The 22,496-nt window shown below is 64.7% G+C and carries 22 protein-coding genes; 8 read left to right on the top strand and 14 right to left on the bottom strand.

The features are described from left to right. Positions 1-103 precede the first annotated feature (103 nt). Positions 104-1,474, top strand: a complete 1,371-nt coding sequence (pmbA, locus tag NCR93_RS10015; RefSeq protein WP_008342321.1) for a metalloprotease PmbA — start codon at positions 104-106, stop codon at positions 1,472-1,474. Between the two features lie 62 nt (positions 1,475-1,536). Here pmbA and NCR93_RS10010 read toward each other — a convergent pair whose 3' ends face one another. Next, entirely contained in the window at positions 1,537-2,034 is a 498-nt protein-coding gene (locus NCR93_RS10010) for a dihydrofolate reductase (protein WP_008342320.1), read from the bottom strand. 101 nt (positions 2,035-2,135) lie between these two features. Beyond that, positions 2,136-2,336: a hypothetical protein gene (locus tag NCR93_RS10005; RefSeq protein WP_008342315.1), complete on the bottom strand. Its 201-nt coding sequence runs from the start codon at positions 2,334-2,336 to the stop codon at positions 2,136-2,138. Between the two features lie 655 nt (positions 2,337-2,991). Between NCR93_RS10005 and NCR93_RS10000 the strand changes: the two genes are divergently transcribed. Beyond that, the gene (locus NCR93_RS10000; protein WP_008342313.1) at positions 2,992-4,371 is read left to right on the top strand and encodes a sigma-54 dependent transcriptional regulator; all 1,380 of its coding nucleotides are present in this window, start codon (positions 2,992-2,994) and stop codon (positions 4,369-4,371) included. A 150-nt stretch (positions 4,372-4,521) separates the two neighbouring features. Beyond that, a complete protein-coding gene (locus NCR93_RS09995) occupies positions 4,522-5,493 on the top strand; it encodes a thymidylate synthase (RefSeq protein WP_008342312.1) in 972 nt (323 codons plus the stop codon). Between the two features lie 65 nt (positions 5,494-5,558). Here the strand turns inward: NCR93_RS09995 and NCR93_RS09990 are convergent, their stop codons facing one another. Next, positions 5,559-7,559, bottom strand: coding sequence for a DUF6600 domain-containing protein (locus tag NCR93_RS09990; RefSeq protein ID WP_034472673.1), 2,001 nt, complete (start codon positions 7,557-7,559; stop codon positions 5,559-5,561). A 134-nt stretch (positions 7,560-7,693) separates the two neighbouring features. Beyond that, complete coding sequence (locus NCR93_RS09985; RefSeq protein WP_008342310.1) at positions 7,694-8,443, bottom strand: ArsR/SmtB family transcription factor; 750 nt, start codon at positions 8,441-8,443, stop codon at positions 7,694-7,696. A gap of 145 nt (positions 8,444-8,588) precedes the next feature. On the opposite strand from NCR93_RS09985, the gene NCR93_RS09980 reads away from it, so the two are divergent. Beyond that, positions 8,589-8,732, top strand: coding sequence for a hypothetical protein (locus NCR93_RS09980; RefSeq protein ID WP_167561857.1), 144 nt, complete (start codon positions 8,589-8,591; stop codon positions 8,730-8,732). Positions 8,733-8,784: 52 nt separating this feature from the next. Next, entirely contained in the window at positions 8,785-9,306 is a 522-nt protein-coding gene (locus NCR93_RS09975) for an acyl-CoA thioesterase (RefSeq protein WP_033537097.1), read from the top strand. Between the two features lie 27 nt (positions 9,307-9,333). Here the strand turns inward: NCR93_RS09975 and fumC are convergent, their stop codons facing one another. The 4 genes from fumC to NCR93_RS09955 all read right to left on the bottom strand — a co-directional run bounded on the left by fumC (position 9,334) and on the right by NCR93_RS09955 (position 14,639). Further along, positions 9,334-10,740: a class II fumarate hydratase gene (gene fumC, locus NCR93_RS09970; RefSeq protein WP_175980381.1), complete on the bottom strand. Its 1,407-nt coding sequence runs from the start codon at positions 10,738-10,740 to the stop codon at positions 9,334-9,336. A gap of 26 nt (positions 10,741-10,766) precedes the next feature. Then, a complete protein-coding gene (locus NCR93_RS09965; RefSeq protein WP_034472807.1) occupies positions 10,767-12,341 on the bottom strand; it encodes a phospholipase D family protein in 1,575 nt (524 codons plus the stop codon). A 406-nt stretch (positions 12,342-12,747) separates the two neighbouring features. Continuing rightward, entirely contained in the window at positions 12,748-14,196 is a 1,449-nt protein-coding gene (locus NCR93_RS09960) for an MATE family efflux transporter (RefSeq protein WP_034472804.1), read from the bottom strand. A gap of 221 nt (positions 14,197-14,417) precedes the next feature. Then, entirely contained in the window at positions 14,418-14,639 is a 222-nt protein-coding gene (locus tag NCR93_RS09955; RefSeq protein ID WP_008342305.1) for an RNA-binding S4 domain-containing protein, read from the bottom strand. Between the two features lie 297 nt (positions 14,640-14,936). Between NCR93_RS09955 and NCR93_RS09950 the strand changes: the two genes are divergently transcribed. The 3 genes from NCR93_RS09950 to NCR93_RS09940 all read left to right on the top strand — a co-directional run bounded on the left by NCR93_RS09950 (position 14,937) and on the right by NCR93_RS09940 (position 17,951). Then, positions 14,937-15,353 carry a hypothetical protein gene (locus NCR93_RS09950; protein WP_033537095.1) on the top strand — a complete coding sequence of 139 codons (417 nt, stop codon included), beginning with the start codon at positions 14,937-14,939 and terminating at the stop codon, positions 15,351-15,353. Positions 15,354-15,423: 70 nt separating this feature from the next. Further along, positions 15,424-15,681 (top strand): hypothetical protein, encoded by a 258-nt coding sequence (locus NCR93_RS09945; RefSeq protein ID WP_034472671.1) that lies wholly within the window; start codon positions 15,424-15,426, stop codon positions 15,679-15,681. Positions 15,682-15,830: 149 nt separating this feature from the next. Further along, a complete protein-coding gene (locus tag NCR93_RS09940; RefSeq protein WP_175980380.1) occupies positions 15,831-17,951 on the top strand; it encodes an ATP-dependent helicase in 2,121 nt (706 codons plus the stop codon). An 8-nt stretch (positions 17,952-17,959) separates the two neighbouring features. On the opposite strand, the gene NCR93_RS09935 is transcribed toward NCR93_RS09940, so the two are convergent. The 6 genes from NCR93_RS09935 to NCR93_RS09910 all read right to left on the bottom strand — a co-directional run bounded on the left by NCR93_RS09935 (position 17,960) and on the right by NCR93_RS09910 (position 22,462). Continuing rightward, positions 17,960-18,724, bottom strand: a complete 765-nt coding sequence (locus tag NCR93_RS09935) for a DUF4088 family protein (RefSeq protein WP_008342301.1) — start codon at positions 18,722-18,724, stop codon at positions 17,960-17,962. Positions 18,725-18,887: 163 nt separating this feature from the next. Then, complete coding sequence (locus tag NCR93_RS09930) at positions 18,888-19,211, bottom strand: AzlD domain-containing protein (protein ID WP_008342300.1); 324 nt, start codon at positions 19,209-19,211, stop codon at positions 18,888-18,890. Next, entirely contained in the window at positions 19,208-19,909 is a 702-nt protein-coding gene (locus tag NCR93_RS09925; RefSeq protein WP_239295228.1) for an AzlC family ABC transporter permease, read from the bottom strand. The genes NCR93_RS09930 and NCR93_RS09925 overlap by 4 nt, the downstream gene beginning before the upstream one ends. A gap of 137 nt (positions 19,910-20,046) precedes the next feature. After that, positions 20,047-20,868, bottom strand: coding sequence for a helix-turn-helix transcriptional regulator (locus NCR93_RS09920; protein WP_175980379.1), 822 nt, complete (start codon positions 20,866-20,868; stop codon positions 20,047-20,049). 74 nt (positions 20,869-20,942) lie between these two features. After that, positions 20,943-21,419, bottom strand: coding sequence for a CreA family protein (locus NCR93_RS09915; protein WP_008342297.1), 477 nt, complete (start codon positions 21,417-21,419; stop codon positions 20,943-20,945). Positions 21,420-21,718: 299 nt separating this feature from the next. Beyond that, entirely contained in the window at positions 21,719-22,462 is a 744-nt protein-coding gene (locus tag NCR93_RS09910; protein WP_034472660.1) for a FadR/GntR family transcriptional regulator, read from the bottom strand. Between the last annotated feature and the right edge of the window lie 34 nt (positions 22,463-22,496).

The raw sequence follows: 22,496 nt of genomic DNA, 5'->3' as shown, positions 1-22,496 counted from the left end.
TCCCGCTTTGCGATGCTCGACGACGAGCGCATCTGGCAGGGAATCCCGAAGCAATCACGACATGCGCGGGCGCGACACGCCCGACTTCCAAAGGCAACCAAAAATGGCAGCAGACATGGACGTCAAGCAACGCTACTTCCCGCATACGCAGGATGAGCTGAAGGAGATCGCCTCCGACATCCTGCGCTACGCGAAGGAACTCGGCGCGAGCGATGCGGCCACCGAGATCTCCGAGGGCGACGGCCTGTCGGTGAGCGTGCGGCGCGGCGAAGTGGAGACCATCGAGCACAATCGCGACAAGATGGTCGGCGTGACCGTGTTCATCGGCAAGAAGCGCGGCAACGCGAGCACTGCGGACTTCACGCGCGACGCATTGCGCGACACGGTCGCGGCCGCGTACAACATCGCGCGCTTCACGGCTGAGGACAGCGCGGCCGGCCTCGCGGAAGCCGAGTTGCTGGAAAAGTCGCCGCAGGACCTCGATCTTTATCACCCGTGGGACATCGACGCCGAAGAGGCCGCCGAGATCGCGCGCCGCGCGGAGGCCGCAGCGTTCGCCGTCGACAAGCGCGTGACCAATTCGGAAGGCGCGAGCGTTTCCGCGCAGCATTCGCAGTTCGTGCTCGCGACGTCGCGCGGCTTCATGGCGGGCTATCCGTACTCGCGTCACTACATTGCGTGTGCGCCGATCGCCGCGGCCGGCCGCGACATGCAGCGCGACGACTGGTACACGTCCAAACGCGATGCATCCGCGCTTGCGGCGCCCGAAGCCGTCGGCCGCTACGCCGCCGAGCGGGCGCTCGCGCGGCTCAACGCGAAGAGCCTCGACACGCGCAAGTGCCGCGTCCTGTTCGAAGCGCCGCTCGCGGCGGGCATTCTCGGCGCGTTCGTGCAGTCGGTGAGCGGCGGCGCGTTGTATCGCAAGACTACGTTCCTCGTCGATAGCCTCGGCAAGCCGGTGTTCGCGCCGCATATCCAGATCGTCGAGGATCCGCATGTAAAGGGCGGCATGGGCAGCGCCCCGTTCGACGAAGAAGGCGTGCGTACGCAACGCCGTAACGTCGTCGAGGATGGCGTCGTGCAGGGCTATTTCCTGTCGACGTACTCCGCGCGCAAGCTCGGCATGCAGACGACCGGCAACGCGGGCGGCTCGCACAATCTGACGATGACGAGCGCGCACACGAAGCCCGAGGACGACTTCGAAGCGATGCTGAAGAAGCTCGATACCGGCCTCCTGCTTACCGAACTGATGGGGCAGGGCGTGAACTACGTGACGGGCGACTACTCGCGCGGCGCGTCGGGTTTCTGGGTCGAGAACGGCAAGATCGTGCATGCCGTCGAGGAAATCACCGTGGCGAGCACGCTGCAGGAGATGTTCCGCCATATCGAGGCAATCGGCGCGGATACCGTCGTGCGCGGCACGAAGGAAATCGGCTCGGTGCTGATCGAGCGGATGACGGTCGCGGGCCAGTAAGCCGCGCCGGTCGAGAAGAGAAAGGCTCCGGAGCGCATCCGGAGCCTTTTTTCATTCCGGCTTCATTCCGACGAGGCGATGCGCTCGTAGGTCACGAAGGCGAACGCGAAATCGTTCGGCGCCGCTGCGCGATGCGGCTCGCGCGACACTTCGCGCCACAACTCGGGATCGGGCGCCGGAAAGCGCGTGTCGCCATCGAAATCGGCGTCGATCTCGGTGACGATCATCTTGTCCGCACGCGCAATGGCATCCTGATACAACTGCGCGCCGCCGATCAGAAACGCTTCCTTCGCCGGTTCGAGCGCGAGCGCCGCTTCGAGGCTCGTCACGACATCGCAGCCTTCGTAGCGCCGGGTGCCGTCGCGCGACACGACGATATTGCGCCGCCCCGGCAGCGCCCTGCCGATGGATTCATGCGTCTTGCGGCCCATGATGATGGGCGCGCCCATCGTCGTGCGCTTGAAGAAGGCGAGATCCTCGGGCAGGCGCCAGGGCAGTTGGTTTTCGCGTCCGATCACGCCATTGCGCGCGCGGGCGACGATCAGAGTCAGCGTCGTCATGGAATAGAAGTCCGGCAAGCTGGCGCGCGCGGGCAGCGCGGCCGGGTGACGATTCTAACCGACGCTTGCGGCGCGGCCAGCGCTCGGCGCGCCGCGCGGGCCTACGCCTCCGGCGCTTCGTCGCCGAGCGGCAGCGTCGTGTGCCATGGGGGCGGCGCGATCTCGTCCCATAGCGTCACGCTGACGCCCGAGCCAGTCGGACGATCGTCGGGCAGGCCCGACGCGGCGGATTCGTCCGCGTTCTCGCCATTTTGATGCGCGTCGGTTGTTTCTCCGCGCCTTAAAGAACTATCGCGTGCCATCGTGACGACATAACCAAGTAATAAATTCCCGCCACGGAAATATCCGGAAATAAAGTAATCGCTTTCTCGGTAAAACGATTAAGCGGGAGTCGAATGCAGGGATAAAGATGAACGCTCGTTCGGCAGCGAGTATTTCTTACCTTCGGGCGCGGTTCTATTGGAGCGAATTGCGTGCCATGTCCGGCAGAGCGTTGCTGCGCAATGAATCGCGAAAATCCGACGAAAGTCCGCAGCAAAAATTCGGCTGTAAACGTTTCACTGCTGAAACATGAAGGCAGAAAAACGTGAACTTCCGGCGAAATCGGTATAAGATTTTGTCTTATTAAATTGTGCGCAATCTCCTTGATAATCGTGTGAGAAATTCTTGCCAAGGCCGTCCTGTCAAGGTTTTGTGGCTAATCCGGCGACTCTCGCGATATTTGTTTCCGGGGTTTCTGGGTTATAGTAGTCTCTCAAAAACGGCGCAGAATCAGACATAAAGGGTTTCGTGGAAGGGTGCGTGGTGTTTCGCGCCGTGTCCCGGGGGCGACGGTTCGAATGGCAAATCCTCTCCAGACGTTTGCGAGCAACGTGCGAGGGCAACGAAGTTTGCGATGTAGCGCGAGCCTTGAACTACGTGACCTTTTCAACGAATGTTGAACAAAGGATCTGAATAATGGACGTCGCTCGGCGGCAACTCATCTATGTGACTCGCGATCCAAGCGAGACGCTGTGCGCGCGATTCGAGGAGCGCGGTTGGCATATCGAAATCGTCGCGAACGCGCGCGACACGCGCAAGGCTTTGCGCAGCGATCTGGCGACCGGCGGGCTGCTCGATCTGTCGAGTCATTTCGAATCTCATGAACTGGCGGCGTTCGAATCGTCGCTGACGATGACCAACGTGGGCTGGGTCGCGGCCACGGTTGCCGGGCAACTGGAAGACGCTGCCGTGCGGCGTCTCATTCGCGACTATTGCTTCGATTACGTGACGCTGCCGACGTCCAACGACCGCATCGTCGACTCCGTCGGTCATGCGTACGGCATGGTTTCGCTGCATGACGCCGCGTCGAACGATGCGCGCAGCGAGGGCCGCGCCGAGGGCGAAATGGTCGGTTCGTGCGACGCGATGCTCGCGCTCTTCCGCTCGATCCGCAAAGTCGCGATGACCGATGCGCCCGTGTTCATCTCCGGCGAATCCGGCACCGGCAAGGAACTCACGGCTGTTGCCATTCACGAGCGCTCGGCGCGCCGCGATCAGCCGTTCGTGGCGATCAACTGTGGCGCGATTCCCGCGCATCTGCTGCAATCGGAGCTCTTCGGTTACGAACGCGGCGCTTTCACGGGCGCGAATCAACGCAAGATCGGCCGTGTCGAAGCGGCCAATGGCGGCACGCTGTTCCTCGATGAAATCGGCGACCTGCCGCTCGAAAGCCAGGCGAGCCTGTTGCGCTTCCTGCAGGAGCGCAAGGTGGAGCGCCTCGGCGGACACGGCTCGACGCCCGTCGACGTGCGCATTATTTCCGCGACGCACGTCGACATGCAGACCGCGATGATCGAAGGGCGCTTTCGCGCGGACCTGTATCACCGGCTGTGCGTGCTGCAGATCGACGAGCCGCCGCTGCGCGCGCGCGGCAAGGACATCGAGCTGCTCGCGAAGCACATGCTCGACCGCTTCAAGAAGGACGCGAGCCGTCGGCTGCGCGGATTCTCGCCGGATGCGATCGCCGCGATCCACAACTACGGCTGGCCGGGCAACGTGCGCGAGCTCATCAACCGCGTGCGGCGCGCCATCGTGATGTCGGAAGGGCGTCAGATCACAGCGCGCGATCTCGAACTCGGCGAATACGTCGAAGTCGCGCCGGTCTCGCTCGCACAGGCGCGCGAGGCCGCCGAACGACAGGCGATCGAACTCGCGCTGCTGCGCCATCGCGGGCGTCTTGGCGACGCCGCGCACGAATTGGGCATCTCGCGCGTGACGCTGTATCGGCTGTTGAGCGCGCATGGCATGCGTCACATCGAGGTCGATGCGCCCTCGGAACACGCCACGCGCGGCTGACAGTCAGGTCGCGGACGAACACCGGACGGGCGCCACAAGGCGCCCGTTTTTTCGTGCCGCTGCACTAAGCGCCCGCATCCATCGCTTGGTAAAATCGATCGTTTACGCCTTCCGCTCGCGAGGGCGCGCAGCGTACCCAGGGAACATCGAATGAAACAGTATCTCGAGCTCGTCCAGACGATTCTCGATACCGGCACTTGGCAGGAAAACCGCACGGGCATCCGCACGATCAGCATGCCCGGCGCGATGCTGCGTTTCGACCTGCAGCAAGGCTTCCCGGCCGTGACCACGAAAAAGCTCGCGTTCAAGTCGGCGATCGGCGAACTCGTGGGCTTTCTGCGCGCGTCGAAGAGCGCGGCGGACTTTCGCGCGCTCGGCTGCAAGGTGTGGGACGCCAACGCCAACGAGAATCCGGAGTGGCTCGAGAATCCGTATCGCCAGGGTCCGGACGATCTCGGCGACGTCTACGGCGTGCAGTGGCGCAAGTGGCCCGCGTACAAGCTCGTCGACGCCTGCGCGGGCGACCAGATCGCCGACGCCACGAATCGCGGCTATCAGCTCGTGACGAGTTTCGTCGAAAACGGGCGCGAGCAGGTGCTGCTGTACAAGGCGATCGATCAGTTGCGTCAATGTCTCGACACGATCATCGAGCGCCCGACCGACCGGCGCATTCTGTTTCACGCGTGGAATCCGGCGAAGCTCGACGAGATCGCGCTGCCCGCGTGCCATCTGCTGTATCAGTTCATCCCGAACGCGGTGACGCGCGAGATTTCGCTGTGTCTGTACATCCGCAGCAACGACGTCGGCCTCGGCACGCCGTTCAATCTGACCGAAGGCGCGGCGCTGCTGCATCTCGTCGGACGGCTGACGGGCTACAAGCCGCGCTGGTTCACGTACTTCATCGGCGACGCGCACATCTACGAAAACCAGCTCGACATGCTGCACGAGCAACTGAAGCGCGAGCCGCTGCCTTCGCCGCAACTGATCATCTCCGATCGCGTGCCGGATTACGCGGTGACGAAGCGCTATGAACCGGAATGGCTGGAGAAGATCGAGCCGAAGGATTTCGCGCTCGAAGGCTACAAGCATCACGACGCACTCACGGCGCCGATGGCCGTATAAGCCGGGTTTCGTCGGTTTGCACAAGAAAACGCGCGGTCGAGGCCGCGCGTTTTGTTTTTGAGGTCTTAACCGCGATGGTGCTCGTTGCCGCCGCCACGTTGCTGTTGCGGCTGTTGCGGTTGATGAGGCTCCCGATTCTGCATCTGCGGCGGCGGAGCCTGACGAACTTCCTGATGCATCGGCTGACGCGTTGGCTCCTGGTGAGGCTGCGGCCGCTGCGCTTCCGGCTGCGGATGAGGCGGCGGCATCTCATGGCGCGGCTGTTCGACCCGCGCCTGGCGATACGCCTCCGGCGACGCGTGACTGGGCTGCGGCTGCATCGAATGCATCGGCATGCGTTGATCGACGTGCGGCGCATCGTTTGCGCGTTGACGCTGCCACATCGGTTGATACGCCTGCTGCGGCGCGCGCGGCTCGCGCGAAACGGCATGTCCGCGCGATGAATCCCCATGCGCGAAGCGCGGATCGTTCGCGCCGAATTGCGCAGCCTGCGGCGGATGCGCAACGCCGTAGCCATGCGGCTGCGCAGGCTGAGCGGGAACCGGCGCCGGCAACGCGCCGCCCGCGATGACCGACCGCGCCGGTCCATGCGTCGCGACGAGATGCACCTGTTCGTTGCGCGCGCCGTACCCGCCGCGCGGATCGCGATTCTGCTGCACGTACCGGTCATGAAAAGCCGGCGGCGCGACGGGCGCGCGTGTCGCGACCACCGGTCGTCCGAATCCGGCCTGCGGCGGCTGATAACTCGCGCGTCGCCCACCGGGCGCGAAGCTGTCGCGCGTCGGCGCAATGCCCGGTGCGCCCGCGAAGAAGCGCGGATGGCGCCAGCGCGACGGATCGACCGCGTACGGCTGACGTCCGACCGGCTGGCCAAGCACGAACAGGTTCGTCGGCACGGCCGTCAGCCCGCGCGGCGCGTGATAGTTGACGTACGTATTGCGCACATAGACATTGCGGTTCACGCGTTCGAAATAACGCGGACTCCAGCCATCCCGATGCGGACGCCACGCTTCGCCCGGTCCGAGCGGAAACCACGCGACGCCCGCCGCCGCGATGCCGCCGACCGTCAGCGCGACGTTCCAGTCGGGGCCGCCATCGCCATCGCCATCGCCGACGAAACCGACGAGCGCAGGCGAGTACGCGGGCGGCGCGCTGACGTCCATCGGGCCGGGCACCCACGCCCATCGCGATCCGATATACGCCCAGCGGCCATAGTGATACGGCGCGAAGCCCCACGGCGCGTCGTCGATCCATGTCCATCCCCACGGATCCTGCCAGGCCCAATGTCCCTGACGATACGGCGCCCAGTCGGCGGACACGGCGGTCGGCGTCCAGACCGGCCCGTACGACGGATCGTTGCGCCACGTTCCGTTGGCGTCGAGATCCTGATAACCGGGCACGTCGCGCGATACATATCGCGCCGAAATCGAGCGATCTTCGGATGCGTCGCGCCCGGCGGCCCATTCATCGAACGCGTCGGGCGCGGGCGCCGCATTCGCCGATGCCTGCTGCAGATTCGTGCCCTCGAACGTCATCTGCTGCCCGCCCGCGAGTTGCACGGAGCCACCGTCGCCGTACGCGGTGACGCCGCCGCTTCGCACCGTCACGGTCGTCGCGCGGCCATCGGGCGCGACGTCGACGCGCATCTCGCCGGGCGTCGTGATCGCGAGCGCGGTGTTCGGCGTGTCGATCTCGTAGGTCGTGCCGGGCGGGAGTTCGCGCACGCGCGTCGACAGCGTGCCCTGGGCGATCTTGAGTTGCGCGGTGTTGTCGTCGAGCGCGAGGACGGACAGCGCCGTCGATGACCCGAGCCGCACCGCCGTCGAACCGATATGCAGTTCGGAGCGCGCGTTCTCGTCGTTCCAGAGTTGATCGCCCGTCGTCAGCGGACGATTGATCTGCGCGTAGGACCAGTCGGATGCGCCCGCTGCCTCGGTCGTCACCGTGCCCGCCATGTAGCTGAGCCGCGCGATGCGTCCGGGCGGATCGCCTTGTCTGGTTTCCGCAAACGCGTTAAGCCCCGATGCCGACAAAAGCACGCACAAAGCGGCGATCTTGATCTTCATTACGTTCTCCGGCGGCCGCGCGTGCGTTCCGTTCGGCGCACTGAGTTCGCGAGACCTGTCGGATCAATGTATCGCCGGCGCCTGTATCCGTACGATGCCGTTTGTAACGGCTCGCAGGCGCGCGTAACAAAGCTTTATCGCGCGGACAGGAAGCCTTCGAAATGCCGATGCCCCGCGGGCGTCACGCGCAGGACGCGGCGTTTCGCCGTGCGCTCGATCCAGCCGTGCGACTCGCACGCGTCGAGAAACGCCGCGCCGAGCGCGCCGCCCAGATGCGGCCGGCGCTCGCTCCAGTCGATGCAGGTGCACGCGAACCGTCGCCGCCGCGCGCGCTGCGCCTTCAGATCGATGCCGAGTTCGGCGAACGCCTGCGCGCCTTCGGGCGTGGCGTCGAGCGCGGCGGGGCCGTGCGCGGCGTCGTGACGATCGGCGGCGGCGAGCCAGTTGCGCGCGATCATCCGCTCGAAGAGCTGCACGGCGAGTTCGCCCGCCAGATGGTCGTAGCAGGTGCGCGCGAAACGCATTTCGACAGGCACGGCGGAAGGCGGCCGTTCCGGCGCGCGCTGCGGCGCGCTCGCCCGCGCGAGATTGGCGAGCGCTTCGATGGCCGCGGCGATATCCGCCGTCGCGATCCGGTAGTACCGATGCCGTCCGCTCACTTCGAGCGCGAGCAGTCCGCCTTCGGTCAGCCGCGCGAGATGCCCGCTTGCCGCCGATGGCGACAGCCCCGCGATCATCGTCAGTTCGCCGGCGGGGCGCGCGGTGCCGTCCATCAGCGACCAGAGCATGGCGGCGCGGCCCGGATCCGCGATCAGCGCGCCGATGCGCGACAGGCCGGGAAAATGGCGCGCGCGGGAATCGGCGTCGTCGAAAGCGGGGTTCATGGCGATTTCCGTATCGGGCGAAGTAGTCGATGCGCCCACTGTAGCGCGATCGCGCAACCGACGTTTCACCGTGCGCCGAAATGTCGATGCGCGAGGCGCGGCGCTAGAATGACCGCTGGCATTTCGAGGCAGCAGGGAGAGTTCCATGGCCAGATTCATTCTCGCGAGCGCTATAGGCGTTCTCGTGCTCTGCGCGGGCTGCGCGGGCGCGCCGTCGTCGGCGGTGGGCAGCGGCGGCAGCATCACGATGTACGGCACGATCGATCAGGGCATCACCGTCCACGATTGAATATTGCCGACCCTATAATCGGCATTCATTTTCCGCATCAGACGGGCTTCCCATGAATACGCCGACCTCATCCCCCATTCCAGCCGTCCCGAAAAGCCGTGCGGAAACCACTTTCCGCTTTCTCGCCGAGCCGACTTCGGTGAATTTCGGCGGCAAGGTGCACGGCGGCGCGCTGATGAAATGGATCGACGAAACCGCCTACGCCTGCGCCGCGATGTGGTCCGGGCGCTATGCGGTCACGGTGAGCGTCGGCAACATTCGTTTTCGGCGGCCGATTCTCGTCGGCAATCTGGTCGAATTGCGCGCGCGCGTCGTGACGACGGGGCGCACCAGCATGCACATCCACATTTCCGTGCATGCGGGCGATCCGAAAGTCGGCGAGCTTCAGCAGACGACCGATTGCCTGATGGTTTTCGTCGCCGTCGATGAAAAAGGCCAGCCGACGCCCGTGCCTGCGTTCGTGCCGGAAACGGAAGAGGAAAAGCGCCTCGCGAAATACGCGATGGACGTGAAGGACGCGCTCGATGCAATCGTCGAGCTGAAGCCGGAAGAGGTGGCGGCGGGGAAGGTGTAACCCGCCGCTCTTCGGGCAAGAACGCGCTTACCTTTTTCCCACCATTTCCTCCGGCTTGACCCATTCATCGAACTGCTGCTCGGTCACGTGACCGAGCGCGAGCGCGGCGGCCTTCAGCGTCGTGCCTTCCTTGTGCGCCTTTTTCGCGATCTGCGCGGCCTTGTCATAGCCGATATGCGGATTCAACGCCGTCACGAGCATCAGCGATTCGTTCAGCAGACTGTCGATGCGCTTCTCGTTCGGCTCGATGCCCACCGCGCAGTTATCGTTGAAGCTCTGCGCGCCGTCCGCGAGCAGGCGGACCGATTGCAGCACGTTGTGCGCGATCATCGGCCGGAACACGTTCAGCTCGAAGTTGCCGCTCGCGCCGCCGAAGTTCACCGCGACATCGTTGCCGAAGACCTGGCAGCAGAGCATCGTGACGGCTTCGGATTGCGTCGGGTTCACCTTGCCCGGCATGATCGAGCTGCCCGGCTCGTTCTCCGGGATCGACAGCTCGCCCAACCCGCAGCGCGGTCCGCTCGCCAGCCAGCGGATGTCGTTGGCGATCTTCATCAGGCTCGCCGCGACCGTCTTCAGCGCGCCGTGCGCGGCGACGAGCGCATCGGCGGCGGCCATCACCTCGAACTTGTTCGGCGCAGTCTCGAACGGCAGGCCGGTGAGCTTGCCGATCGCCTGCGCGACCTTCACCGCGAATTCCGGATGCGCGTTCAGCCCCGTGCCGACCGCCGTGCCGCCCTGCGCGAGCTGATACAGATGCGGCAAAGTCGCCTCGACGTGCTTCATGCTCTGATCGAGCTGCGCGACGTATCCCGAAAACTCCTGCCCGAGCGTGAGCGGCGTCGCGTCCTGCAAGTGCGTACGGCCGATCTTCACGATCTTGTCGAACGCCTTCGCCTTCTTGTCGAGCGTATCGCGCAACGTTTTCAGCGACGGCAGCAGATGCTTCTTGATCGCCACGGCCGCGGCGACGTGCATCGCGGTCGGAAACACGTCGTTCGACGACTGGCCGCGATTCACATCGTCGTTCGGATGCACGAGGCGCTCCTCGCCGCGCGGACCGCCCATGATTTCGCTCGCGCGATTGGCGATCACCTCGTTCAGATTCATGTTGGTCTGCGTGCCCGAGCCGGTTTGCCAGACGGCGAGCGGAAATTCGTCGGGATGCTTGCCGTCGATGATTTCCTCGGCCGCCTGAACGATCGCCTTCGCCTTCTTCGAGTCGAGCACCTTCAGGCCTTCGTTCACTTCCGCGGCGGCGTGCTTGATGATCGCGAGCGCGGTGATCAGCTCGGGCGACTGCTTTTCCGTCGAAATCTTGAAGTTTTGCAGCGAGCGCTGCGTCTGCGCGCCCCAGAGCTTGTCGTTCGGCACGGCGATCTCGCCGAACGTGTCCTTCTCCATCCGTACGTCGCCCTTCGCATCGTGTGACATGGCGTGAGTTTCCTTACGAAGTTGGATCAAAGCTGCTTGTCGACGGGCAGCATCATGAAGAGGCCCGTCATCGCATTGCGATAAAGACCTGCCTCGGGATCGAAATTGTAGGTGACGAGACTGCCGTTTTCCTCGGTGATCCAGACGAGGCCCGACTGCGGCGCGCCCGTGCGCCGAAGCTCCTCCGTCACCGCCGCGCTCGCCAGTTGCACCTGCCAGCTCACCTTCGGCGAAATGCCGTTCTCGAAGAGTTTCGCGGCTTCCTCGGCGATCGGCTTGCTGTGGATCACGAGCGCGAGCTCGGTATTGAGCTTCGCCGAACGCGGATCGAGATTCATCGAGCCGATCACGAGGATACTCCGATCGATCACATAGGCCTTCGCGTGCAGGCTCGCGCGCGACTGCGAGCCGAAGAGACCCGCGCGCGGACTGCTTTCGCCTTCGACCTGAATCGGCTTGAACTCGTACAGTTCGACGCCGTTTTGCAGCATCGGAATGCGATACGGCGCGTAGCCCGCCTGCACGGCGACGGCATCGGTCGCGGCGAGCGAATTCGTCAGCACCGCGACGCGCACGCGGCGCTTCGTCAGACCGGCGAGCGCCTTCACGCCCGCGTCGTGCGGCACGAAGTAGGGCGACAGGATCAGGAATTCGCTCTGCGCGTCCTTCAGCAGAGCGACGAGGCGCTCCATCGGCGGGCTTTTGTAGTCGTCGCTCGGATGCTCGATCTTCGATGGCGAATCGACCCGGAACTCCGTCGGCGCCCACACGAGGCCCATTTCCTCGCGCGCGATCTGCTGCGCGAGCGGCGTCGCATTGAGCGGCTTCGCGTTCAGCGGATCGGCCTGCTCGCGCCAGTGCTTGCGCAAGTCGTCGCGGGTCTTGTCGAGTTCGCGGGCGTCGAACTTCTGCTTGTTGAGCGCGCGCAGCGGGTACGCGAGCGAACTGTTCCAGTAATCGTCGAAGCTCGCGGATATTTCTTGCGTGACCGGACCAGCGGCGAAGACGTCGAGATCGCGAAACTGCAAGGTCGGGCTCGCGCTGAAGTACTCGTCGCCGAGATTGCGGCCGCCGACGATCGCGATCTGGTTGTCCGCGATCATCGCCTTGTTGTGCATGCGGCGCGTGAAGTGACTGAGATTCGTGAAGAAATTCTGCGTGCGCTCGGAGAAGCTGCGTTGCGCGCTGCCGTACGGGTTGAACACGCGAATCTCGATCTTGTCGTGCGAATTGAGCGCCGCCATGATCTGGTCGATGTCCTTGAAGTTCAGATCGTCGACGAGCATGCGCACGCGCACGCCGCGATCCGCCGCATACAACGCCGCGCCGAGCAGCAGCTTGCCGGTGTTGTCCTCGTTGGCGATGTAGTACTGCATGTCGAGCGTCTTCGTCGCCGCGCGCGCGAGTGCGATGCGCGCCTGCAGCGCGTCGGTGCCGGTCGGCAGCAGGCGCACCGCCGACTCGTCCGGATGCCGTTTTTGCAGCGGCGCGAGGGCGGTCGCGAGGGGCGTCGTTTCCGTCGATGCCAGCGCGTGGCTCTCCGGCCGGTCGAACGCCGTCGCGGGCGGGCGCGTCTCGCAAGCGGCGACGAGCGTCGTCATCGTCACGATGACGGCGATGTTGCGCACGGCGGCGCCGAATGTTCGTGCGCGCGCGTCGCGGCGCGCGATTTCCCGCAATCCCCGGTTTTCCGACACTTCGATTCCCCGTTCTGGTCGCCGCTCGTGAAGCGCTCGGCGACGTTTTCGCGTTTTCGGTCTTCAGCACGAAAGTAGCAAGGAGCGTACTCGCGCCGGATCTCGAAATTATTCTATGGGAAATCGGGAAAGTGCCGAACGTTGCACTGGGCGGTGGCGTACGGACGAAAAAAAGCCCGCTGGCTAGAGCGGGCCTACAACCCCTGTCACAGATGTCTCAAGGAGGAGACGGGTTCATCGTAGCAATGCGCGCCGCGCGGCCCAACCAAGCATTCGTGCTATGCAAATCGGCGCGCGGATCGTGTGCTTATCAGACGTGACCGTGCGGCGCGGCGCTCGCGGCGCCGGCGTCGTCCGGCCGTGGCGTGATGCCGGTTTCGATGAAGCGCCGGCTGATGCGATGGAAGCGCAGCGTCATCAGCACGGCGACGCTCGCGAGCCCGGCCGCGAGGCCCCACCACAGGCCCTTCGCGCCGAGTTCGAAGTGGAACGCGAGCACATAGCCGGTCGGAAAGCCGACGCCCCAGTAGCCGAACGCGGCGGCGAGCATCGGAATGCGCGTGTCCTTCAGGCCGCGCAGGCAGCCGGAGCCGACCGTCTGCATGCCGTCGACGATCTGGAACACCGCCGCGACGCCGAGCAGCGACGCCGCGAGCGCGACGGTATGCGCGTTGGCGGGATCGTCGAGATGCAGATACAGCCCGACGATCGCGCGCGGCACGGCGATCAGCACGAGCCCGGAGCACATCATGAAGCCGACGCCGAGCGCGAGCGCGACGAAGCCCGCGTGACGCGCGGCGACAGGCACGCCCGCGCCGACCCAGTAGCCGACGCGCACGTTCGCCGCCTGGCCGATCGCCAGCGGCACCATGAACGCGACCGACGCGACGTTGAGTGCGATCTGATGCGCGGCGAGCGGCGCTTCGCCGAGCAGGCCGACCATCATGCCGGTGGCGAGAAAGAGCGTCGATTCGACCCCGTAGGTGATCGCGACGGGCCAGCCGATGCTGAACAGTTCGCCCATCAGCGGCAGGCGCGGGCGCGCGCGCGCGACGAAATGCCGGTAGCGCGGCCGCAGATGCAGCACCGCGACGAGCGCGATCGCGATGCCCCATACGGTGATCGTCGTCGCCGCCGCCGAGCCGAGGAAGCCTTCGCGCGGCAGGCCGTACGCGCCGTGGATCAGGCCGTAGTTGAGAAAGCCGTTGACGAACACGCCGCCGATGGAGATCCACAAGAGCCTGCGCGCCGCGCCAATGGCGGGCAGAAACGCGCGCATCATCCCGACGCCGATCAGACTGCCGGGCGTCCCCCAGCGCAGCACCGCGCAGTATTCGCCGACGTTCTTCGCGAGCGTCGCGGGTTCGTGGAACGCGAGCAGGATCGGTTCGGCGTAGCTCAGCAGCACGAACGCGGGCACGGCGAGCAGCAAGGAGAGCACGAACCCGGTCCAGTAGATGCCTGGCACGCGATGATCGGCATTCGCGCCGCGCGCATGCGCCACCGACACGGAAACGGACGTCAGCACGCCCTGCAGGAGCGTCACGACGACGAAAAAGAGATTCGCGCCGAGGCCGCCCGCGGCGAGGGCATCGGGGCCGAGCGAGCCGAGCAGGATGGTGTCGGTGACGCCCATCGCCATCTGCGAGAGCTGCGCGATGGCAAGCGGCGCGGCGAGACGCGCCGTGTCGACGGCGTGACGCGAGAGGCTCGGCGGTCCTTGATGCGCGCGCGCGGCGCGCGTGACTGGCGGTTGCATGTTGATCGGATCGAAACGAAAAGGCCGCAATGAGTGCGGCCGGACTGGAACGCGAGGGGGCAAGGATCGAAGCGCAAACGCGCTGACGGGAACCGACGCTGAAACCAGAACGAAAGAACAGACCGTCAGCTTATTGCGTCGCGTGCGGCATGTCGATGACGCGTTTGCTTATGCCCGGATTTTCGCAATTGCGCGGCGTGTGCGCGCAAATCGCCGCGCGCTTAATCGGGCGCGCGCACGTAAATCGTCTGGCCGTCGAGCTTCACTCGCTGACCCGCGCGGATCTTGCAGGTCTTGCGCAGTTCCACCTGGCCGTCGACGGTGACATCGCCCATTGCGACGCGTGCCTTCGCCGAGCCGCCGCTGTCCGCGAGGCCCATCAGCTTGAGCAGATTGTGGAGTTCGATGAAGTCGCCCGTCAGGGTGAATTGGAGTGGCGGCATGAGGCGGGCAAGGCGGGAATGCGGGAAGGGCTCAATGATAAACCACGCCGGGCATGCGCCGTGCTCAGGGATCGCGAGGACCGGAAATCCCCACGCAAGCGCGCTCGTTGGCAAATGTAGCCAGATGAAACCGTCGGTAACAGTGACTGATTTTCGCGAACTTGCCCGATTGACCGCCGGTCCGACCATTTGATCGATGCAGCTTCGGTCATCTTTCCAATCGACAAAAGTCGCGCGGATCGCTCGTTTCACCGTCGTAAGAGCGCCGCCGACGCCAACTAAAAAGAGGACTAGCTCATGACTCGCGCACGAATCCTTTTGATCGGCTCCGCCATCGCCACTTTCGCCGCTTCGGGCGCTTATGCGCAAACCGCGACCCAGTCCGCACCGGTGCAGACGCAAACGCAAGCGCAAGTGCAGCCGATGCAAGCCCAACAGCCGATGACGCCGCCGCCGCAGAACCTCGTCGCGCCCGCGCCGACCGATCCGCTCGTCGAGCGCCGCAATGCCAATGCGAAGGCGAACGCCGAATACAGCGCGTCGAAGAAGGCGTCGAAGGCCGAATTGAAGGCGCAAACCGAGCAGGCCAAGGCGCAGTACAAGGAAGAGGTGAAGAACGCGAAGATCAATCGCAAGGCGGACAAGGACGCCGCCAAGGCCGAATTGAACGCGACCGAGCCGAACGCACCGAAGGACACCGGCTTGCAGCATTAAGCGGGCGAACCGGGAATCGCCGCGAGCTCGCGTTTGGCGCGGCTCGCGGCATCGAACAAGGGAGAAGACCATGAATCGAAAAACTCATGCACTGCTGGCCGCGCTGATCGCGGGGACGTTCGCGAGCGCGAGCGCGGCATCGTTCGCACAGACGACGTCGGATACGCCGACTGCCGCCGATCAAAAGGCCGCGAAGGAACAGAGCAAGGCCGACAAGAAGGCGGCCGTCGCGCAAGCCAAGGCCGACAAGAAAAAGACCGAGGCGCAATCGGACGCCAATGAAGCCGCCGCCGAAGCGAAGCTCAAGAACGCGAAGAAGGCCGACTGACGCAAATCTTTTGCAGCGATGCGAGCCCGGTTCCGTGCGAGCCGGGCTCGTTGCATTTGGGGCCAAAACCCTTGTCGAGCCAAAGGCTTGCGCGTGCGGGTTGTATGGATATACAGTGTGCGTCACTCATTTCCCGCCGCCTTTCTCCCGTGCTCACGCTCCCCGACACCGCCGACGAATCCACCACGAAACAGGTCGCCGACTATCTCGCGAAGCTCAACGAGGCGCAGCGTCAGGCCGTCGAATTCGGCGTCGACGAACCGGGGCGCGCGGGCGGGCCGCTGCTCGTCATCGCGGGCGCGGGATCGGGCAAGACCAACACGCTCGCGCATCGCGTCGCGCATCTGCTGGTGAAAGGCGCGGATCCGCATCGCATCCTGCTGCTCACGTTTTCGCGCCGCGCGGCGCTCGAAATGACGCGGCGGGTGTCGCGCATCGCAATGAACGCGCTCGGCACGAGAAGCGCAATCGCGCAGGGTTTGTCGTGGTCGGGCACGTTCCATAGCGTCGGCGCGCGGCTGTTGCGCGATTACGCCGATCTCGTCGGGCTCGCGCCGTCGTTCACCATCAACGATCGCGAGGATTCGGCCGATCTCATGAACCTCGTGCGGCACGAGCTCGGTTTGTCGTCGAAGGAAAAGCGCTTTCCCGCCAAATCGACGTGCTTCGCGATCTACTCGCGCGTCGTCAACACCGGCGCGTCCCTGGCGACCGTGCTCGATCAGTCGTATCCGTGGTGCCGCGAGTGGGAAGCGGACCTGAAGCGCCTCTTCGCCGCGTACGTCAGCGCGAAACAGGCGCAAAGCGTGCTCGATTACGACGATCTGCTGCTCTACTGGTCGCATCTCGCGGCGGAGCCGTCGATTGCCGCCGATCTCGCGAGCCGCTTCGATCACCTTCTCGTCGACGAATACCAGGACACGAACCGTCTGCAGGCATCCATTCTTCTCGCGATGAAACCGGACGGGCGCGGCCTTACCGTCGTCGGCGACGATGCCCAATCCATCTACTCGTTTCGCGGCGCGACGGTGCGCAACATCCTCGATTTTCCCGGCCACTTCGATCCGCCCGCCGCGACCGTCACGCTCGACCGCAACTATCGTTCGACCTTGCCGATTCTCGAAGCGTCGAACGCGGTGATCGGCCTCGCGACCGAGCGCTACACGAAGAATCTGTGGACCGACAAGGCATCGGCGCAAAAGCCGCGCGTCGTTGCCGTCGCCGATGAAGCCGATCAGGCGCGCTATGTCGTCGAAAAAGTGCTCGAAGCGCGCGAAGGCGGCATGAAGCTCAAGGCGCAGGCGGTGCTGTTTCGTGCCGCGCATCACAGCGCGGCGCTCGAAATCGAATTGACGCGCCGGAACATTCCGTTCGTGAAGTTCGGCGGACTGAAGTTTCTCGATTCCGTTCATGTCAAGGACGTGCTCGCGGTGTTGCGCTGGGCCGAGAATCCGCGCGATCGCGTCGCGGGCTTTCGCGTCGCGCAGTTGTTGCCGGGCGTCGGACCGGCGATCGCCGGGCGCCTGCTCGACAGCGTGAGCGCGCCGGACGCGGTGGCGTCGAATGCGATCGCCGCGTTTCAGGCGCCCGCGCGCGCGTCGGAGGACTGGCCGCGTTTCGTCGGCCTGATGGCGAAGCTCTGCGGCCGCGACTCCGGCTGGCCCGCCGAGTTCGAAATGATCCGGCGTTGGTACGAGCCGCATCTGGAACGCAATCACGAGGACGCGGCGATCCGCATCGGCGACGTGTTGCAGATGGAAAGCATCGCGGCGACGTATCCCACGCGCGAGCGCTTTCTCACCGAACTGACGCTCGATCCGCCCGACGCGACCAGCGACGAATCCGGCGTGCCGCTGCTCGACGAAGACTATCTGATTCTCTCGACGATCCATTCGGCGAAGGGCCAGGAATGGCGCAACGTGTTCGTGCTGAACGGCGTCGACGGCTGCATTCCGTCCGATCTCGGCACGGGCAGCGACGAAGAACTCGACGAGGAACGGCGGCTGTTATACGTCGCGATGACGCGCGCGAAGGAAGACCTGCACATCATCACGCCGCAGCGCTTCTACGTGTACAACCAGACGCATCTCGGCGACCGTCACGTATGGGCGCAGCGCACGCGTTTCATTCCGCCGCATCTGATGCAGAACTTCGAAGCGGCCGCGTGGCCGCCCGTCATCGCGCCCGCTGCGCCGACGGCGGCGGGGCTGGCTGCGGCCGCGAAAGCGAAGATCGATATCGCGGCGCGCCTAAAGGGAATGTGGGACTGACCTGAATCTCAGCGCTGCGCGCGCGATGCACGCGGCGCGCGCGGCGACGGCGAGAAGATGCTGCGCAGCCATGCTGCGAAGCGTGTGTAGCCGTCGTAAGGCTCTTCGACGAAAAGCTCGGGCCGCAGCGAGCGCAGATATTCCAGCACTTGCTGCGCTTCCTGCTTCTGGATCGAGCCATAGAAGATGCCGAGCCGCAGCAGGCAGCGCAGTTCGCCGAGCTTCTCGCGCGCGGTCGAACCGATGCTCGTCTCCACCGAAATTTTGGTTTCATACACGCGCTGACGTAGCGAATCGGCGAGACGCCATGCGGGCGTCTGCATCTTTTCCTCGACTTCGCGAATATCCGCCGCCGCCGATTTGATCTGCGAGGCGAGCATGTCGACTTGCGATACGTCGCCGTCCGCTTCGGTGACGATCGCCGTCGCCCACGCGCGCGACGCCTTGACGAGATCCTCGGCGGTCCAGTCCGCGCGGATCGCGAACGCGAAGCCGTGCTCGGCTGCCTGCCGGATCAGGATCTCGACGACATCCGGAAACTCCTTGTCGAGCGCGCGCTTCGCCCACGCGTACTGGCCGTGCGTGAGCATGCGCTGCACCGCCTGCTCGGTGAGCGGCGTGTTGTTGTCCAGGAGCTTCGCGCGCAGGAAGTCCTCGAACGAAGGCGTGACGAATTGCGGATCCAGCTTCAGCGACAGACGCGTGAACGCTTCGAAATCGCGCTGCAGCGAAGCGATGGTCTCGTCGCGTAACGATAAGGTGATTTGACGCATGTTGGTTCCCGGTTCCGCCTTCGATCTCCGAAGGCGGGAAAAGCTGTCGGCGCCGCGTCTCAGGCGGAGTCCATTCGTTTCTGTTATCGGCGCGCGCTTCGGGAACTTGAGGATTCTTCGATGCTCTTTGAAAGCCGTTTAACGGCTGATGGAGAGAAAACGTTTAGCGCAGCACGGCGAACTGCCACGCGAAAAACACCGCGAGCGACACGGCAATCGTCAAAAGCGGCCGTTTCGTGAACGCGCAAACGATGATCGCGACGATCGCAGCCACGAGCTGCGGATTGCGCCAGGTGATTTCCGCGCCGTTACCGTGCGGCGAGACGGTCATCGGCACGATGATCGCGGTGAGCACCGTCACCGGCACGAACGAAAGCGCGGTGCGGACGATCGGCGGAAAGGGCAGGCGTTCGCCCAGCACGAACACGGCGGCGCGGATCGCAAACGTAACGGCCGCCATGCCGAAGATCAGCGTGACGTAGTTCATTGCGTGCGCTCCTTCGCGTTCTTCAGACGATGTTTCGCGTGGCCCTTCGCTTGCGGACGGTTTGCCATCAGCGTGAGCACCATGCCGACGGCCACGCCGACGAACACCGCCGCGAGCAGGCCGAGCTTGTACGGCCAGCCTTGCCACGCGAACGACAGCACGCCCGATGCGAGCGCCGCCGCGACGAAACGCACGGCGACGAGCTGCGGCACGATGATCGCGATGAACGTCGCGACCATCGCGAAGTCGAGCCCGAGCGATTTCAGTCCGGGAAACGCGGCGCCGAACAGGAGGCCGAGGAGCGTCCACAACTGCCAGTTCAGATACATCGCGACGCCGGAGCCGAAGAAGTAGTGCGGCCCGATCTCGTCCGGCGCGCGCTTCTGATAGTGCGCGTAGGCGACGGCGAAAACTTCGTCGGTGAGCATGCCCGCGAGCGCCCAGCGCCAGCGGCGCGGCAGATGCGCGACATACGGCGCGAGCGTCGCGGAATAGAGCACATGACGCAGATTGACGACGAGCGTCGTCGCCAGAATGACGGCGAAGCTCGCGTGCGACGCGATCAGGCCGACCGCGATGAACTGCGCCGAGCCCGCGAACACGACGAGCGACATCAACTGGCCGTGCCAGAGCGTGAGCGGACTTGCGGTGACGAGCGTGCCGAAGATCACGCCGAAGGGCGCGGCGCCGATCATCATCGGGATGGTGTCGCGTGCGCCGGCGGCGAATTCGCGCAAAGGTGTTGCTTTCAAGATTTCCTCCTATGGAAGCGAGGATACGCAAAACGTCGATGAGAATGCTTGTACGTTCTTGCGCTTTCCCGAGGCCGGACCGCCTAACGCCAGCGGCCGGGCGGCACGCCGAACGTGCGCTTGAAATGGCGCGTGAAGTGACTCTGATCCGTGAAACCGCTCGCCGCCGCGACATCCGTCACGGATGCGCCCGCGCGCAACGCCGGCAGCGCGCGCACGATCCGCAGCTGATTGCGCCACGCATGCGGCGCAAGACCGGTTTCGCGCGTGAAGAGGCGCGCCGCGTGGAAGGTCGAGAGACCGACCGTCTGCGCGAGTTCGGCGAGCGTGACGGGTTCGAGGAGATCCTCGGCGAGGCGGGATTTCATCGTCGTGACGCGGTGCGCGTCGGCGGCGAGCGGCGCGATGCGCGGACGTTCGAGCGCGTGGCGTCCGAGCAGCGTCGTCACTGCATCGACGAGCGCCAGTTCCGCGGCGAGCGGGTCGGCGCCGTTTTCCAGCAGGCGATGCGCGATCTGCAAACGCCGCGCGAGATCGGGATCGCGGATGATTTCATCCGGAAACCACGGCGACGATTCCGGCCGCCCCGACAGGTCGCGCGCGAGAGTTTCGACGAACGGCACCGGCAGATAGAACACGCGATAGCGCCAGCCCGCATCGACGGCCCGCGCGCCGGTATGCACTTCGCCGGGATTGATCACCGGCACCGAACCGGCTTCGGCGACGTGATGCGCGCCGCGATAGTCGAAGCACTCCGCGCCGGCCTCGATCACGGGCACCGTATAGGCGTCATGCCAGTGCGGCGAGAATTCGTGATCGTAGTATTCGGCCGTGACCATGTCCGCGTCCGGCACGAGCGGCGAGCGCCAGTAGCGTGCGGCATTGCGGAAACGGTCGGCGTGCATGATCGAGCAATTCTGAGATAAGCGGAATCGCCCAGTTTACAACTTTGCTTCGCGCCCGGCCGGACAGTTGCGTGTCACTTCACCGGTATGGTCGTGCCCTCGGGCATCGGAACCGCCGTCACGCTGTTTTTCGGGCTGCCGGTCGCGATGCGGTCGCTGTAAGTCAGATAGACGAGCGTATTGCGTTTCGTATCGACGACGCGCACCACATGCAGCGTCTTGAAGATGAAGGACATGCCGGCCGAGAACACGTCGGTTTTCTGCTTGAGCGGTTCGGCGATCTTGATCGGCCCGACCTGGCGGCACGCGATCGACGCTTCGGTCGGATCTTCGGCGATGCCCAGCGTGCCTTTCACGCCGCCCGTGCGCGCGCGGGACACATAGCAGGTGACGCCCTGGACGAGCGGATCGTCGTACGCATCGACGGTCACGCGGTCCGATCCGGTGAAGCGGAAGTTGGTGTTGACGCTCGCGATTTCCTCCGCGTGCGCGAGTCCGGCGCCGGAGAAAAGTGCGAGCGATGCGGCGAGCGCGAGGACGGAGCGGTTCATCGTCATCCTTCGGAAAAGAGAAAGGGCGTCGTATTGTATCGACGCCCTTGGCTCTTCGATGCATCTCGTGCCCGCATGCGGTCAATGAAAGATCAGATACAGAATCACCAGCACGATGACCGGCACGCCGAGCAGCCATCCGAGTAGATAAGGCATGTTGTCCTCCTTCGCATGTTGTTTTCGACGGTTTCAGTATCGCGAGGATGCGCCGCCCGCGTTAGCCGTGCGTGTCCGAAATGCGTGTAGGCGACGTCCTATCATCACTTTCTTGCGGCTTACAGATTCGTAATGTGATTGGATCAGGCCGCGCGGTTTTTCTTCGCGGGAACATCGCGATACAGCGTGCGCACGTAATCGAGATGCGCGCCCGCGCACTCCCGCGCCCGCGCCGGATCGCGCGCTACGATCGCATCGAAGATCGCGCGATGCTGCGTCATCAGGTTCGCTTCGACTTCGTCGTCGTAATCGACGAGACGGTGCGACGTGAGCATCGATTCGCGCACCAGTTCATTGAGTCCGTGCATGACGTGCGTGAGCGCGACGTTGTGCGTCGCGTCCGCGATGGCGAGATGGAACGCCGCGTCTCTCTCCGCGATGCGCGTGCTTTTTTCGGCGACGGCGTTTTGCAGCGCGTCGAAGGCAGCGGCGATGCGCGCCAGATCGTCGTCGGTGGCGCGCTCGGCGGCGTAGGCGGTCGAGAGCGTTTCGAGGCCGTGGCGAAGTTCGAGAACGTCGGCGCTCGCGTTCGGCTGTTGCTCGAGCAGGGCGGCGAGCGGATGCGACACGAGCGGCGCGGTCACATCCGATACGACAAAACCGCCGCGCCCGGCCGCGCGGATGAATCCGTCCGACTCCAGACGGATCAACGCCTCCCGCAGCGACGGACGCGACACGTTCAACTGCTCCGCCAGATCGCGCTCGGCGGGCAGGCGCTGGCCCGGCAGCAGCGTGCCGTTCGAAATCAATTCCCGGATCTGTCCCGACACGACATCGGAGAGACGCACGCGGGCGTAGGAATGCGCATGGACGGGCTGGAAAGTCATCGTTCGGCGTGAATGCGAGGTGAAAGCCGGGGAA

The sequence above is a fragment of the Caballeronia sp. ATUFL_F1_KS39 genome, from assembly GCF_023630985.1.
In the GTDB taxonomy this organism is placed as follows: domain Bacteria; phylum Pseudomonadota; class Gammaproteobacteria; order Burkholderiales; family Burkholderiaceae; genus Caballeronia; species Caballeronia zhejiangensis.
Note: the sequence above shows the minus strand (reverse complement) of the source record. Positions and strands in the feature narration are given on the sequence as shown.